The sequence below is a fragment of the Corynebacterium freiburgense genome (assembly GCF_030408815.1).
GTDB classification, from domain to species: Bacteria; Actinomycetota; Actinomycetes; order Mycobacteriales; family Mycobacteriaceae; genus Corynebacterium; species Corynebacterium freiburgense.
Genome location: NZ_CP047355.1, coordinates 2,810,627 through 2,825,351 on the forward strand (window position 1 = coordinate 2,810,627; position 14,725 = coordinate 2,825,351).

The window sequence follows — 14,725 nt, forward strand, 5'->3', positions numbered from 1 at the left end:
AAGGGAATTCGCTTATTTGTTGATCAAATCAGTTGCCCAATCAACTAACCATGCAGAAGTTGTGGTACCGGGAATAACATTTGGGTTTGTTGCGTATTGAGCGTGAATACCATTTGCCGCGATAAGCCCTTGGGCACGTTCAAATGCATTTAATACGTTCAATGGTGCATCACATATATGGTCATCAGGAGCACAAATTTCCACAGTTCGATCATTAATAGATCCAAAACCGCCTGGGCGCGCCCCACGCATCGTCGCATCAGGCACAATTGGCTGCACCAAGGCATTTACAGGGTGTAACGCAACCTCAGCCCCAACGCCACCTACAGGATTACCAATATGCTGCCCAACATTTGCTTCTCGACGCCCATCCGCAACCAATGCCACACCACGTATACGTTCAGCTGGCACAATGTTCGTAACGGCGCCCGTACCAATTACAGACGTAATGTCTCCAAGGAATACAGCCCCTTGAGAAAAACCAATTAACACGAAATCAGTGAGTGGGCATTCCCCATGGGTTTTCCGCATTTCTTCCTCTACACGCGCGCTTCCCTCATTCCGTGATGCGTCATAGCTCATTTCATGCATCGCATTAATATTTCGGAACTGCGCAGTGTATGGCACAGTCCAAACTTTTACATCATCAGGAGAAAAACGCTCCTGCAAAGGCTGCGTGACTGTCAACATAAACGATGTTGGGTTTGCCATCGGATTGATTGGATCATCCGTTGCGCTGGATTCCCAGGTGCCCGGCGCAGCTATCACTTCGACGCTTGGGCACCACTCAGGTTGAATCACTTCAGGTGGTTGTGGAGCAGGCGGTTCGATTTTCGGCCGCTCTACGAGATACCGAACTAAAAGCAACGTTAGTGCTATTAGGATAATCAGCCCAATAACGGTAGGCAGGACTTTCTTCATGAGCTCTAGCAGTACGCGCTTTTCGCGGCATCCGCAATTATCTTCGCCACTTCCTCAGGTGACTGAGAGCTTCGACCCTGCTCAATAAGCTGACCGGCCACGGCGTCGACAGTAAAACTTTGCTGCCCAAGCTCATTTGCGCGGCATACTTCTGTCGCCGCAGCAATCAGCTGATCCTCAATTCCTTCAACCTTAACGTTCTTATCCTTTAAGGTTCCCAAGTAATCCTTATCCTCAGAAGAACGCTCTGGAGTGATCTCGGGCAAGGAAGAAATTTCCTGAGCCGCGCGGTCCTGAACACTCGGCTCACTAGACTGCGCACTGGAATCTTTGGACTCATCTGGCACCGACGAAGATGCCGACGGCTTTGTAGAGGCCCGGCTCAATGTCGTACTTGAAGCGGAAGTTGTCTCATCTGAAGTGGCGCCGCCACATGCTGCGAGTAAACCCGCAGCGGCAATCACCACGATGGCAAAACGCTTGGTCACTTTTTCTCCTCAACGATACGGCCATTAACCTGTTTGATTACCCCGCGCTGGAATGTCACCATTTCGCCACCAGCAGGAATCTTTTCTTGATCCGATATCGGGAACCCAAACTCACCTTGCTCGCCACCCTTGGCATCCCAAGCCTTTTGAATATCGCCATTAAGCACAAAGTGCGCGCCAGTTTCCGGGCTCCAGTACATCTTTCCGTGTTCAAACTCTTGCATTGCGCCACCATTCACTGGCTTTTCATTGGACTTTGGTGCGCCAAGCTGGGAATTCACAGTATCAAGTTCGCCATACTTTTGAGCAATAATACCTTGAACGGTAAAAGCATCTTGATCCTTGGTACGGATCACGTAACCACCTTGGAATTGCTGCACCAAATGACCACTTATATCTTTTGGATCAGAGGTCGGGTACTTTAACACACCCTGCTCATACTTCAACCGACCCCAAGCTTCCTTCATATCGGTTGGAATGGCATGCGCATTGGTTTCCGGCGTCCAATAGATAGCCCCATGCTCAAAATTCACAAAGCGGCCGACACCATCTGGCGCAGTCAGCTCGCCAGTTACTGGGAACCCTAGCCAGGATTCCGTTGCCCCAATTTCGGAATAATGAGCAGCAATCCGGCCAATAAGAACGTGTGCACCGGTTTTATCGGACCAATATGCTCGACCATTTCTAAAGTCCTGTGCACGACCACCTGGAACGTCGTATTCATTGTTCAGACAGGAACCAAAAGCACCATCTTTTGTCTTTTCACCGATAGCACCACCAGCGGTGCATTCTGCGCCTCGATCTTTCTCTTCGATAGCAAGGCTATCGGCAATATGCGGCCATGCTTGAGTTAATTCAAACTGCCAATAAGGCCAATTATGGATACCCGATGGGCGGAACATAGCGGTAACTGGCACGTTCGCCTTTTTCGCACGATCGACAAATGTTTGCGTGGTCATGCGTGAAATTACTTCCAAGCCCATACCAGATACTTCCGCAGGGCGATCAGCTACAGAACCAGGCTCACCATAATCGTCGCGACCAGAACCTGCCGAAACATATACGGTCTTTCCTTTTAATGCTTCGATGCCTTGCTTAGGATCATTGTCAATCCAACGTTGGGAGCCATATGGACCCCACATAGCTTCAGCGCTATATCCACCGCCATCTTTCATCGCTGCATCAATCATTGCAGGCATACCCGATGAGGTTGTATCCAAATAACCTGAGAATGAACCAACAAAGTTAAACATGTCTGGGCGATGTTGCGCCAAGTTCATTGCCGCCGTACCGCCCATTGAAATGCCAAATACCGCTCGTTGACCATTCGAACGATAACCATTCTTTAACACTGCAGGGAGTTCTTGGGTCAGAAATGTTTCCCACTTGTAGTTCTTGCCATTATCTGGCTTTTCCCAGTCAGTGTAGAAGGAAGATTCGCCACCAACAGGCAGAATAACGTTCACGTTTTTATCCGCAAAGTATTCTTCAATGTTTGTGTAGAGGGTCCACCCGTTTTCTTCTTCCAATGCACGCAAACCATCAAGTGCCCATACTTCTGGGAAGTTAGCGTTTTTATTGGAATGCCAGTCTCTAGCTAAGAGTATTTGGACCTGTATCGGTTTTTCCGGCATTGCGGCAGACTTAATATACACCGCGATTCTTCGATCAGTAAGCCATTCCACTCGGTCAACATCAACACCACTTGGTAAACCACCAATATCTGGATGATCAGTACGGATAGGCGTCCGTTGCGGCGCCTCACCACCTTCAAGGTATCCAGTTATGCCATCACTAGGGGCCAAGTTTGCGCTTGGGGCAGAAGTTTGTGCGGCCGCAATTGGGGTTGGCGCCAAGAGCGTAAGAGGTACCAAAAGAGCAGCTATACGAGATATACGACGAGCAAAGCGTGAGTGGCGCATAAAAATGGTGTCCTTTAAGTGAAAAATTACTTGCACACGATGGGACCTAGTTTAAGTACAACTTTAAAGTTGTTGTTGGTGTGACACACGGTATCCAACGTTAATTTTTTAAATTTAAGTGACACAGGTGTTCAGCGCACCATCTAATTGCCCACAATAACCTTAGGATTCTTTGACGCTACCGAAAGTTCGTACTGAGGCGGGTCGCAGACTCAATACTTTCTAAGAATTTGATCACATCTCTTATCCGCAATACTGCTATTCGCCCTTTTCAAGGATCGCCACAGCCATACAAACGCAAAAACCGCACCCAAAGGTGCGGTTTATAACAAAATAGGTTTTGTTAGCGTGCGTTCATAACATCCAGAACACGGTCACGGGTACGCCATAGTTCGTCGGTCCAAAGGCGCCAGTTGTGCACACCGGTTGGTGGGTAGTGCGTCGTTGGATTCAAACCAATGGAGCGCGCTTGCTTTTCCCATTCAAGGGTAGTATTCCGCGAAAGGAATTCCAGACCCGCTCCCATAAAGCGCTGGTCAAGTGGCAGGTTCGCATCTTCTGGGCCCCAGAAACCGGTAGCAGCAGAAATGTAGACATCAGCGCCACGGAGGCCTTCCATGTTCAGGAAAGGATCGTTTTCAAAACGGCGTGGGTTGGTGATGCTGCCATACATTGCGTTCAGGTTAAAGCCACCGGTCTCCAAAAGAGCGAGACGCAGGAGGGTTTGCATACCTGGCGCAGTGGTGTGCAAATAGCCAGAGAATGAAAGGGCTTGGCGGAATTGGTTTGGATGACGTGCAGCAAGGTTGAGGGCAGCTGTGCCACCCATGGAAAGACCCGCGATGGAGTTATTGGTCGGGGAAACTCCAAAGTGTTGCTGCAGGTAACCTGGCAGTTCGGAGGTTAGGAAGGTTTCCCACTTATACGTGACTGGCTCCGAAGAGAACGCTGCTGAGTTATCCCAGTCAGAGTAGAAAGAGCCAGCGCCACCCACAGGCATCACTAAGGTGATGTTGGAGTCCACATAAGCTTGTTGTGCGTTTGAATAAACAGTCCAACCTGTGAAGTTATCGTCAGCCCGCATACCGTCCAGAAGGTAGAAACCAGCGTTACCACCTGCGCGAGCGGGCTGCACCAGGACAGGCACATTGCGGCCCATCGACTCAGACCAGACGTCACAGCGCTGTACCCAGTGCTGTGCTGCATCCCAGTCACAAGTTCCTGTTGCATCAGGACGGAGTGTGCCGCGTGTATCGGCTTGTGCGACACCACTGCCAGCGACGGCGAGTCCTGCTGCTGCAGCTATGGCCATGGCAGCTACGGTGGCGCCACGGCCGACTGCGCGAAGTCGGTTCATGATGGTCATGGTTCTCCTCGGTCGGGTTTTTCCCAGTACTCGATTGCGCATTGACATTGGGACTATCGCCCCAGCTTTTTCAAAATGTTACATCCTTATTTCACACAAAGCTAGATGCAAGTGTTTTTACGGGGTGTCTTAAGCCGGATTCACATATACGGCAAGGACTATACAAACCACCCACAGCAGGGCTAATGCCTGCAAAGTACGGTCTGAAAGTGCCAATTCATCAGGGGCACCCCCGTCACCCCGATCTATATCAGCTGCATAGCGAAGAATTGCCACGGTAAAGGGCACCATCGACACTTGGTACCAAACACCCCCGTGCATATCAAAACCCCATAATGCATAAGACATAACCACGGCTGTAGCCGACAAAGTCCAAACAAATCGTAGATAGGGAGCTGTGTAACCCTCAAGAGACTTACGGATTTTTGCGCCGGAACGTTCAGCTAGCAGAATCTCTGCATAACGTTTTCCTGAAGCCATAAATAACGAACCGAAAGCAGCTACTAATAGGAACCATTGCGAAAGCATGATTCCAGCCGCAACACCACCAGCCATTGCGCGCAACATAAAGCCTGAGGAAACAAGCGCAATGTCGATTACTGGTTGATGTTTCCAACCAAAGCAATATCCCAATTGCAGCGCGATATAGATTCCCACCACCACGCAAAGATCTCTGCCGGAAGTGGCCAACCATGACACACCTAAGGCTCCAACAATGAGTGCAACTGCCATACAGTACGCCATAGGTACGGGTAGAACGCCCGCAGCAATAGGGCGGAAACGTTTTGTTGGATGTTCCCGATCGGCTTCTACATCGCGTGCATCATTGACAAGATAAATGGATGATGCAGCCATGCAGAACACAGCAAAGGCGATCGCGACGTCGATAAGAGTGGTCGGGTTGAGCAATGCTGAGCTGCCAGCGGCTGCCGGGGCCGCCAACACCAAAACGTTTTTCACCCACTGCTTTGGCCGCAGGGCTTTCACCATGCCATCCAAAAGATTTTTCGGAGGCTTCTTTTTCGTATGTGTGTCCAGGCCTTCGGTATGTGGTTCGGAGCCGATCGGCTGGGTCATTTACTTCTGCCTTTCCTGCACCAATTTCGCGGTAAGCACACCTAAAAGCGCACCTGCTGCCACATCCGTGGGGTAGTGCACACCCAGGATCATCCGCGAAAGCATCATTAACGGCACTCCAATAAGTGGAGCGCGGCAGCCCGTCAGCTTACTAAGGCTCACCAGTGCGGCCGTAGTTGAGGTCGCATGAGAGCTTGGGAAACTGAGCTTACTGGGAGTGGAAACTCCGATGGAAATTTCGCTGTTATCCGGCCTTGGACGTCGCACAATGCGCTTCAACACCACCGACGCCGCATGGCTTACAAACGCAGCCACAGCTAAACGCAACCATGCACCACGCCGTCGCTTATCGACGACCGCGCCCACCAGGCCCATTGCAAGCCAGCCCGCCGCGTGCTCACCAAAAAAACTCATGCCGCGAGCAATCGGAAGTGTGGCTTCTGGCACTATACGCTGCAGACATATAAGTACCCGTGCCTCATGCAAAGGGTCACCTTTGGTCACTGAAATACCTTTCCCCAAGCTTCACGGCTGGTTAGTTCTTGATGCGCTGCGCGATACCGTTCCCGCATTTCATCGAAGCGCTCTTTCACCTGGCGCTGTAACTCCCGCGACTCCAAGAACAATTCCTTGGCTTTCGCACGATCACGTTGGCGATACACAACACCGCGCCCATCAGCGGTAGTAACGGTCGCGCCGTCGACACGCGAAAGACTAAACCACCGCGCCTCAATCGGTGCAAAATTCGCCTGTGGTGTCTTATGATGCGCCGGATTTTCCTTACCAAACGAATGCTTTAACCCCTTTGCCAGCCACAATGCCTTTTTCAACGGCCCAAGCCGACCCCCAATATCCTTTGTGGGAACGCCTGGAATTCCGGTCGCTTTCGGCAATTCCGCCGCCGTAGGCAGCACCACAGCATCCGGATACTGCTTCCGAATCTCCGCAACACGCGGCAATGAAGAATCCAAAATATCGAAAAGATGCTCGGGCCCAGCAAGGAAGTCACGCATCGCCTCGTTCTGAATACGAACGGTCGAATACTCCAAACACATCAAATGCTTAATCGTCGCCTTAAGCATCGAACGAACAATCCCATCAACAGGACCGTCGTGATACATCGACGCCACAATCAAACGATTCCGCAAATGGAAATACGCCTGCCAGTCAATGGCATCATCCTTATCAGACCACGCCATATGCCAAATAGCCACACCCGGCCAAGTAGCCGTTGGATAACCAGCCTTTGCAGCACGCAAACCATACTCAGCATCATCCCACTTAATAAACAGTGGCAATGGTTGGCCGATTTCTTCAGCTACAAGGCGCGGGATCATACACATCCACCAACCGTTGTAATCAACATCAATCCGACGGTGCAGATCCTTGGAGTTCTTATCCTTCGGCTTATCGTCTTTTTTGCCTTTATAATCCAGCGGCATCTTGGCAAAATCATGGTCATAATGCACATGTGGTGCATGGGTCCACATAAATATGGAACGATCCACAACCTCCCCCATGGAATGCAAGTGGCTACGCTCCTGCAGATTCAGCATCTGGCCACCAACAAGCATCGGGGTTTTAGCAAAACGCGCTACCTGGAGAGCACGGAGAATGGAGTCGGGCTCGATGGCGATATCATCGTCCATATAAAGAATGTATGGAGACTCTTTCGCGCCAGCAGAACCATCCCCCAACGCCTCCCACATAATGCGAGAATAACCGCCCGAACCACCAAGATTTCCTTGGCGGAACTCGAATAGCCGTCCTTCAAAATGCTTAGCCACATCAGAATATCCCGGCTCATCGGCAGGATGTTTTGTACCCTGATCCGGCATAATCACAGCGTCAATCACAGCATCGACCTCTGGATCACTTGCCAGGGCCTCTAATGCCGCCACAGCATCGGCGGGACGGTTAAACGTAGGAACACCAACAGTCACACGCGGCTCAAACGGACCAACCTGATCACCATTCGGCAACGTCTGTGCCTCCGGAGTGACCGGAGCAAACCAACCAGCCTTTGTAATAGTGGTATCCGTTTCAGCAGTGATATCAAACCAATACCAACCGCCATCCTCAAAAGGATCTAATGAAAGCTCAAACTCAATGGCATTATCTTCAACAAGACCACCTTGCACCCCAATACGCGCACCATCGATTTTCGAACGATACACATCCACACGAGCCGCACCTTCGACCTCGACACGCAAAATAACCGCATTCAACTGCGACCACCGCCGCCAATAACTCGCCGGAAACGCATTAAAATACGTTTGAAAACTCACTTCACAGCCACTAGGAATAGTTACACTCGTGCGATCAACCCAACGAGCACGAGCATTATTGCGATCCGCCTCAATCAAGTACAGCATCCGCACATCATGTGGTTCACCACGCTTAGGCAGCAACACACGCTGCAGCTGCTCGATCGCCTTACTCATCCTAAATCAGCCTTTCTGTTAAGTTACCCATTCAGCGTAGCCGCCATAAAGCTATAAAGTACTTAAGCCACCCAGGAAAGTGGGGCTGGAACAATCAACACCCCACCGAAAACCTAATGATTCGCCAAAAAGCCGGTTACAAAAATATTCCCGTAGCCTCTGCAACCCTTATAACTTCCAAAATGATGACACAACACAAACCCTACAACGTTCCTGTGCTACGCAGCCTAGCTGTGGTGAAGCTTTCACCCGGATAAATCAGGAGATCACAACCACTTATCCAATCACGCCCTAAAGCCAACGCACGGAATATAAGTTTAGCTACTAGGTGATTCCGAAAACCTAAGTCAACTTTAGGCAGGTGATACAAAAAGGGCTACTTTTTTTAAAAGTCCTCCATTTTGTATCATTTGGGTTCCGAAAACCCCAGGTCAAAAATTGCTGGTTGATACAAAAGGGGCAACTTTTGGAAAAAGTTGCCCCTTTTTGTATCACATGAGACTCAGCTCATACCTCGCTAATTGTGTAAGACCTGCACAAAGCGCGGCGTCGAGAAACTTCGTAGGTGACTTAACCCAAAATGGGCCGTAATTTATTGTCGAACATGCTGAGTGCTGATGCGATTGCCATGTGCATATCCAAATATTGATAAGTACCTAACCGCCCTCCAAAGAAAACCTTACGCTCAGCGGTTTCAGCTTCGGCTAACTCGCGATACCTCAAAAGCATATCGCGGTCTGCAGGCGTATTAATTGGATAGTATGGCTCATCATCCCCAGTTGCGAACCTGCTATATTCCTTCATAATTACCGTTTTATTATCGGGATACTCGGTACGCTCTGGATGGAAATGCCGAAACTCGTGAATACGAGTATAGGGAACATCTGCATCGTTGTAATTCATTACTGAAGTTCCCTGGAAGTCACCCGTTTCCAGAACCTCTGTTTCAAAATCCAAGGTACGCCAACCAAGCGTGCCAGCAGAATAATCAAAATACCTATCCAGGGGGCCGGTATACACCACTGGAGCATCGGGGTTCTCGGCTCGGATTACATCTTGGACTTCAAACCAATCAGTATTAAGGCGGACTTCAATAAGCTCATGATCCGCCATGCGTTCTAGCCAAGCCGCATAGCCATCTACCGGGAGGCCTTCATAAGTGTCACTGAAATAGCGGTTGTCAAAGTTATATCGGACCGGCAAGCGAGTGATATTTCCGGCAGGCAGCTCTTTCGGATCCGTTTGCCACTGCTTAGCCGTGTAATCTCGAACAAATGCTTCATATAGGGGACGACCGATCAAAGAGATGGCTTTTTCTTCGAGGTTTTGGGCATCAGCTGGATTGTGGCCATCAGTTTGTTGACGGATTAGCTCTCGGGCTTCATCAGGGCTGTAGTACTTTCCAAAAAATTGATTTATCAAACCTAAACCCATTGGAAACTGGTATGCGGTGCCTTTATGCATGGCAAAAACACGGTGCTGGTAGCCAGTGAAGTCGGTGAATTGACGAACATAGTCCCACACGCGCTTATTTGAGGTGTGGAACAGGTGTGCCCCGTACTTGTGGATTTCAATACCGGTAGTCGGTTCTGCTTCTGAGTAGGCATTTCCACCCAAGTGGTGGCGCTTTTCCAGTATAAGCACTCGTTTGCCAAGCTGTGACGCTGTGCGCTCAGCAATGGTCAATCCAAAAAGCCCGGAGCCAACAACAATCAAGTCATATTTTTGTTCGGTCATGTGTTGAGAGTATCGCGTGAATTCTCCCAGCGCACGGCAATTCTTTAAGACACGCCGCAATATTCACTTTTGCAACACCTGTACCACTGATAGCATTAGCCACTAAAGTTTAATAACGTAACATTGTTTCAATCTCAGGGAGTGTCTCCACATGCTGCAACGCCGCCGCTTATTAGCGGTCTCCCACCGACCAGCCCTTGCTGCGATCCTTGCAGTTACCCTGCTTGTATCCGTAGTGCTCAGCGTCGGTGGCATCCAAAAAACTCAAGATGCTGGCCAAAGCCCAATTTCAGCCGATATCAACACAACAAGTTTCGACGGTGGAGATAATGTCGTCGTCGAAGATTCGGCAATCATTGCGCAAGGCGAAACCGCTGGACCACGCAGTGTCAAAGAATTCTCCCGTGAAGAACCATTTTCTATTTTTGCCCTCTCTTGGCAAGGCGATCGAAACCTCGCCGCGTTTTTCCGCGCCCAAAAAGATGATGGATCATGGGGACCGTGGTACGATGCCGAACCACTCAATGAAAACATAGGCGCAAATACCGGTACTGAACCGATCTACCTGGAAGCCACAAAGAAAGTACAGGTAGCAGTACATAATGTCGGAGATCCTGCCGGCATCGAGGCAGTGTTTATCGACGGCAAAGCCGATGAAGGCGGTATCGCACTAACTGCCGAAAGTGATGGGATGCCAAATGTTGTGACCCGTGCTGGATGGCGCGCTGATGAGTCCATTCGCTGCGGCTCACCCACATACGATAGTGAAACAAATGCGATTACCATTCATCACACCGCAGGTTCGAACAATTACACGCAAGCGGAAGCAGCTGGCATTGTTCGTGGCATTTACCAGTATCATGCTCAACAATTAGGTTGGTGCGATATTGGCTACCACTCGCTGGTGGATAAGTACGGGACTATTTACGAAGGTCGATTTGGAGGCCTAAGTAAACCCGTTCAAGGTGCTCATGCAGGTGGATTCAATGAGAACACTTGGGCGATCTCAATGTTGGGCAACTATGAGGAAGTGGAACCCACTGGAGCCATGATCAATGCCGTAGGCGAAATGGCCGGATGGCGAGCAAAAGTAGGCGACTTTGATCCGACTGGACAAGATCTTCACTATTCCGAAGGGACCAGCTTCTCCAAATACCCGTACGGCCAATCCGTAACCCTTCCGAATATTTTTGCGCACCGCGACGTCGGTAATACTGCGTGCCCTGGCTCTTTCGCATACGCAAAAATGGATACTATTCGCGACATTGCCAAGCGCAAGTACGATTCCATTGGAAACGTAAGTGGTGATGCCTTAACCACCGAAGCAACCACCCACGCAAACGCGCCCAAGGACACAAAAGACACAACTGCAACGCAAACCACAACTACAGCTGCCACTACATCAAAAACTGCAGCAGCTGAACCCGCTGCGGAAGCCGCCTCTGCAGCTCCTTCAGCCGCGCCACTCGCCAACGTATTGAAATCGCAAAATACCGCGAATGCTTTAGGCACACTCCTGGCTGCCGGTGTTGGTTTGTTGGCTGCTGAAGGACGTTTGCCTAGCGACGTCACTAAAATGGGGAACATCGATATCATTCAGGGGCTGCAACTCAAGGACATACCTGCCACCGTGCAAACACTTATTAACCTTGCTGGCGATGATAAATTCGCGGCTACCTGGAGAAAAGTAACAGACGCTGTCGGGCCGATACTGGGACAGCCGCGTGGAGGCGTACACACAGCAACCCCCGTTGGCGAACGTAATTCCGCAGTTGAGTATGTGCCCTTTGAGAACGGTATGATCGTCTCTTCACCCGAGGCTGGTACGCACGCAGTTTGGGGCAAAATCGGCGATGCCTGGGCCGCGCAAGGATTTGATTCTGGGCATCTAGGTTTACCGATCAGTGAAGAATATTTAGCCGGAGATCTTATTCGAGTGGATTTTCAAGGCGGCTATATCACCTTCAATCCAGTCGATGGGAATGTGGAAATACACGCTGCATAAAGTGCTTTCGGAATTACAGTTCCGTAACAATCATAAAGATCATCAACCAAATCGAAGACAGCATTAATGCGTTAGAAAATATCGGACGTGCCCCAGTTACTTTATCAATGTGATGGAGCAGAAAAAAAGTTATTGCCTGGAATAACGCAATAACCAAAAACTGCCAAAACCAGCTTTCATTCTCGGATTCGTAGACGGTTATCGTCAGCTGGATAGAAGCCACCATAACCAACCCCACCATTACCCAGCCGAGGATACGTAAAAAACTATTGGTCACATCCTTTAGCGTAATAGTTGGGGCACACCAAAACTAGACCCAAAGTAGCACTACTTATATCAAAACCAGCGTTCTAATACATCGGCGATACCCGCATTATTATTCGAACCGCAGATTTCATTGGCAACCGCTTTTAAATCAGGGTGGGCATTTTCCATGGCAACACCATGTCCCGCCCACTTCACCATTTCAATATCATTTGGCATATCCCCAAAGCACAGCACTTCACACGCCGAAACACCAATATATTTAGCCAGCTCAGCCACACCAGTTGCCTTATTAATCCCGGGGGCCGAGACCTCCAACAACCCTTCGTTCATTGAGTAAGTAATATGAGCCATGCTCTCTGGAACAAGTGGTTTAATCAACGCGTAAAGCTGGGCGGCGGTTAAGGCATCATTGCGTAGTAGAAGTTTTACGGCAGGTTGGCTTACTACTTCAACTTCCGAAGCGTGACCATATTCATCAGCATCCCAGGCATGAGCATATGAGGGAGCAACAATAAAAAGCTCATGCTCCGGAGCAAAAGCAGATTCGCCGCTTCGTTCGACCGCAATACCAACATCGGTGACTAAGCGCGCGGCGTCGATAATCCGCCGCATAATATGTGGCTGCAAAACATGTTGTTGGAGAATTTGGTCGCGCGCGGCGTCGTAAATTACCGCACCATTTGAACAAACGCACACTGGCCGCACAGTGAGTTGGTCCAGCACCGGCTTCATCCAGCGGGCGGGGCGCCCGGTAGCCAACGCCATGACGGTGCCGGCGCGAATCATACGGTTTACAGCAGACCGAACGCGCCGTGGGATACGCTCATTATCGTCGATGAGCGTGCCATCAATATCGCTCGCCACCAGCAATGGAACCGTACACTCAGAAGAACCCAAGACTCCTCCTTCACCAAACACCACACCTAAATCCCGGCGGGGTGTTTGGGCGGTTACTAGCTGATTGGCTCCAGGATTTCCCGACCAATAAACGGACGCAACGCTTCAGGCACCACAACAGAACCATCAGCTTGCTGGTTGTTTTCCAGAATCGCGACCAACCAGCGTGTGGTGGCCAGGGTACCGTTCAGCGTCGCACACACCTGCGGACGCCCCTGCTCATCGCGGTACCGCACTTGCAGACGCCGCGCCTGGAACGTCGTACAATTCGAGGTTGAGGTGAGTTCTCGGTAGGTGTTTTGGGTAGGCACCCAAGCCTCGGTGTCGAACTTACGTGCAGCTGAGGAGCCAAGATCGCCGCCCGCGACGTCGATAATCCGATATGGCACGCCTACGGCAGCCAACATATCCCGTTCCATATTTAGCAAACGCTGATGCTCAGCGGCGGCCTCTTCCGGCTTACACCACGTAAACATTTCCACCTTGTCAAACTGATGAACACGCAGGATACCGCGAGTATCCTTACCATACGAACCCGCTTCACGCCGGAAACATGAAGACCACCCTGCATACCGCTTTGGCCCAGCAGAAAGGTCAATAATTTCGCCTTGATGGTAGCCAGCCAAGGCCACCTCAGAAGTACCCACAAGATACAAATCATCTTCTGGGAGGTAATACACTTCATCCGAATGTGCGCCAAGGAATCCAGTGCCGGCCATAACCTCTGGACGAACCAATACCGGCGGAATCATAAGCTGAAAGCCATGCGCCACCGCACGTTGAGCAGCCAAACTCAACATAGCGAGCTGCAGCATCGCACCATACCCAGTAAGAAAATAGAAACGCGCACCGCTTACTTTCGCGCCACGTTCCATATCAATAAGCCCAAGATTTTCACCAAGTTCTAGGTGGTCCTTTGGCTCAAATCCTTCCGCAGCAAAATCCCGTGGTTTGCCCACGTGTTCAAGCACAATGTAATCGTCTTCTCCTCCCGCAGGGGCGCCTTCCACCACATTGCTTAATAACATCTGAAGGCGGTGAACTTCCTCCTCCGCCGCCTTCTGCGCCAGGTCTGCCTCCTTTACCTTCGCTTTAAGCTCGTTTGAACCGGCAAGTAAAGTAGGACGCTCCTCAGGCGTAGCTTGACCTATTTTCTTCCCAAACGCCTTTTGCTCTGCCCGTAAGGAATCCGCCGTACTAATTGATTCACGCCGAGTTTCATCGGCCGCAATTAATTGGTCTACCAGCTCGGGGTCCTCACCACGGGTTACCTGGGAAGCACGGACAACATCAGGGTTTTCTCGGAGAAATCTAAGATCAATCACGCTCACCAGCCTACCTTGCCATTGTGGCGCCCCAAGGAATTGCTATTGGGAAATACAGTAGGCCTCGTCGGCGGACCTTAAAGATTAAGCGCTCACAAAAATCTTTCGTATTTGCACCCGAGGTACCACGGCCTGCTGAGCCTAATCATCCCCCGCCCCATACATAACCGGTCTTGCCTTCTATGGTTATAGCCTTACCTTATGTGCGGAATCTGCGTTGTACCTAACCATCGCTTATTTTTCGGAAACATACCAGCTGGCACCAAGCACCCACCA

Annotated in this window: 12 protein-coding genes; 1 reads left to right on the plus strand and 11 read right to left on the minus strand. The window is 50.4% G+C overall.

Features of this window, described 5'->3' with window-relative positions; all coding sequences use genetic code 11:
* Positions 1 to 12: 12 nt before the first annotated feature.
* The 8 genes from CFREI_RS12630 to glf all read right to left on the minus strand — a co-directional run bounded on the left by CFREI_RS12630 (position 13) and on the right by glf (position 9,955).
* Positions 13 to 921 (minus strand): cutinase family protein, encoded by a 909-nt coding sequence (locus CFREI_RS12630; protein WP_027012892.1) that lies wholly within the window; start codon positions 919 to 921, stop codon positions 13 to 15.
* A gap of 5 nt (positions 922 to 926) precedes the next feature.
* The gene (locus CFREI_RS12635; protein ID WP_027012891.1) at positions 927 to 1,409 is read right to left on the minus strand and encodes a DUF732 domain-containing protein; all 483 of its coding nucleotides are present in this window, start codon (positions 1,407 to 1,409) and stop codon (positions 927 to 929) included.
* On the minus strand, positions 1,406 to 3,331 hold the full coding sequence (locus CFREI_RS12640; protein ID WP_027012890.1) for an alpha/beta hydrolase-fold protein: 1,926 nt from the start codon (positions 3,329 to 3,331) through the stop codon (positions 1,406 to 1,408). Before CFREI_RS12640 ends, CFREI_RS12635 begins: the two co-directional genes overlap by 4 nt.
* Before the next feature lie 343 nt (positions 3,332 to 3,674).
* Positions 3,675 to 4,697 carry an alpha/beta hydrolase gene (locus CFREI_RS12645; RefSeq protein ID WP_027012889.1) on the minus strand — a complete coding sequence of 341 codons (1,023 nt, stop codon included), beginning with the start codon at positions 4,695 to 4,697 and terminating at the stop codon, positions 3,675 to 3,677.
* A gap of 129 nt (positions 4,698 to 4,826) precedes the next feature.
* Positions 4,827 to 5,774 carry a decaprenyl-phosphate phosphoribosyltransferase gene (locus CFREI_RS12650; protein WP_027012888.1) on the minus strand — a complete coding sequence of 316 codons (948 nt, stop codon included), beginning with the start codon at positions 5,772 to 5,774 and terminating at the stop codon, positions 4,827 to 4,829.
* A complete protein-coding gene (locus CFREI_RS12655; RefSeq protein ID WP_027012887.1) occupies positions 5,775 to 6,260 on the minus strand; it encodes a phosphatase PAP2 family protein in 486 nt (161 codons plus the stop codon).
* Positions 6,261 to 6,274: 14 nt separating this feature from the next.
* Positions 6,275 to 8,218: a glycosyltransferase gene (locus tag CFREI_RS12660; protein ID WP_027012886.1), complete on the minus strand. Its 1,944-nt coding sequence runs from the start codon at positions 8,216 to 8,218 to the stop codon at positions 6,275 to 6,277.
* A 570-nt stretch (positions 8,219 to 8,788) separates the two neighbouring features.
* On the minus strand, positions 8,789 to 9,955 hold the full coding sequence (gene glf / locus CFREI_RS12665) for a UDP-galactopyranose mutase (protein ID WP_027012885.1): 1,167 nt from the start codon (positions 9,953 to 9,955) through the stop codon (positions 8,789 to 8,791).
* A gap of 151 nt (positions 9,956 to 10,106) precedes the next feature.
* On the opposite strand from glf, the gene CFREI_RS12670 reads away from it, so the two are divergent.
* Positions 10,107 to 11,960: an N-acetylmuramoyl-L-alanine amidase gene (locus tag CFREI_RS12670; RefSeq protein WP_027012884.1), complete on the plus strand. Its 1,854-nt coding sequence runs from the start codon at positions 10,107 to 10,109 to the stop codon at positions 11,958 to 11,960.
* 13 nt (positions 11,961 to 11,973) lie between these two features.
* On the opposite strand, the gene CFREI_RS12675 is transcribed toward CFREI_RS12670, so the two are convergent.
* Genes CFREI_RS12675 through serS form a run of 3 tightly spaced genes read right to left on the minus strand, consistent with a single transcriptional unit; the run spans position 11,974 to position 14,449 of the window.
* Positions 11,974 to 12,237: a hypothetical protein gene (locus CFREI_RS12675; protein ID WP_027012883.1), complete on the minus strand. Its 264-nt coding sequence runs from the start codon at positions 12,235 to 12,237 to the stop codon at positions 11,974 to 11,976.
* A gap of 59 nt (positions 12,238 to 12,296) precedes the next feature.
* Entirely contained in the window at positions 12,297 to 13,124 is an 828-nt protein-coding gene (locus CFREI_RS12680) for a Cof-type HAD-IIB family hydrolase (protein ID WP_027012882.1), read from the minus strand.
* A 56-nt stretch (positions 13,125 to 13,180) separates the two neighbouring features.
* Complete coding sequence (gene serS / locus CFREI_RS12685) at positions 13,181 to 14,449, minus strand: serine--tRNA ligase (RefSeq protein WP_027012881.1); 1,269 nt, start codon at positions 14,447 to 14,449, stop codon at positions 13,181 to 13,183.
* Positions 14,450 to 14,725: the final 276 nt, after the last annotated feature.

Excerpts from the sequence above, each read along its gene's own strand:
- CFREI_RS12630 (WP_027012892.1), bottom strand. The coding sequence starts at position 921 with ATGAAGAAAGTCCTGCCTACCGTTATTGGGCTGATTATCCTAATAGCA.
- CFREI_RS12640 (WP_027012890.1), bottom strand. The coding sequence starts at position 3,331 with ATGCGCCACTCACGCTTTGCTCGTCGTATATCTCGTATAGCTGCTCTT.
- CFREI_RS12645 (WP_027012889.1), bottom strand. The coding sequence starts at position 4,697 with ATGACCATCATGAACCGACTTCGCGCAGTCGGCCGTGGCGCCACCGTA.
- CFREI_RS12650 (WP_027012888.1), bottom strand. The coding sequence starts at position 5,774 with ATGACCCAGCCGATCGGCTCCGAACCACATACCGAAGGCCTGGACACA.
- CFREI_RS12660 (WP_027012886.1), bottom strand. The coding sequence starts at position 8,218 with ATGAGTAAGGCGATCGAGCAGCTGCAGCGTGTGTTGCTGCCTAAGCGT.
- glf (WP_027012885.1), bottom strand. The coding sequence starts at position 9,955 with ATGACCGAACAAAAATATGACTTGATTGTTGTTGGCTCCGGGCTTTTT.
- CFREI_RS12670 (WP_027012884.1), top strand. The coding sequence starts at position 10,107 with ATGCTGCAACGCCGCCGCTTATTAGCGGTCTCCCACCGACCAGCCCTT.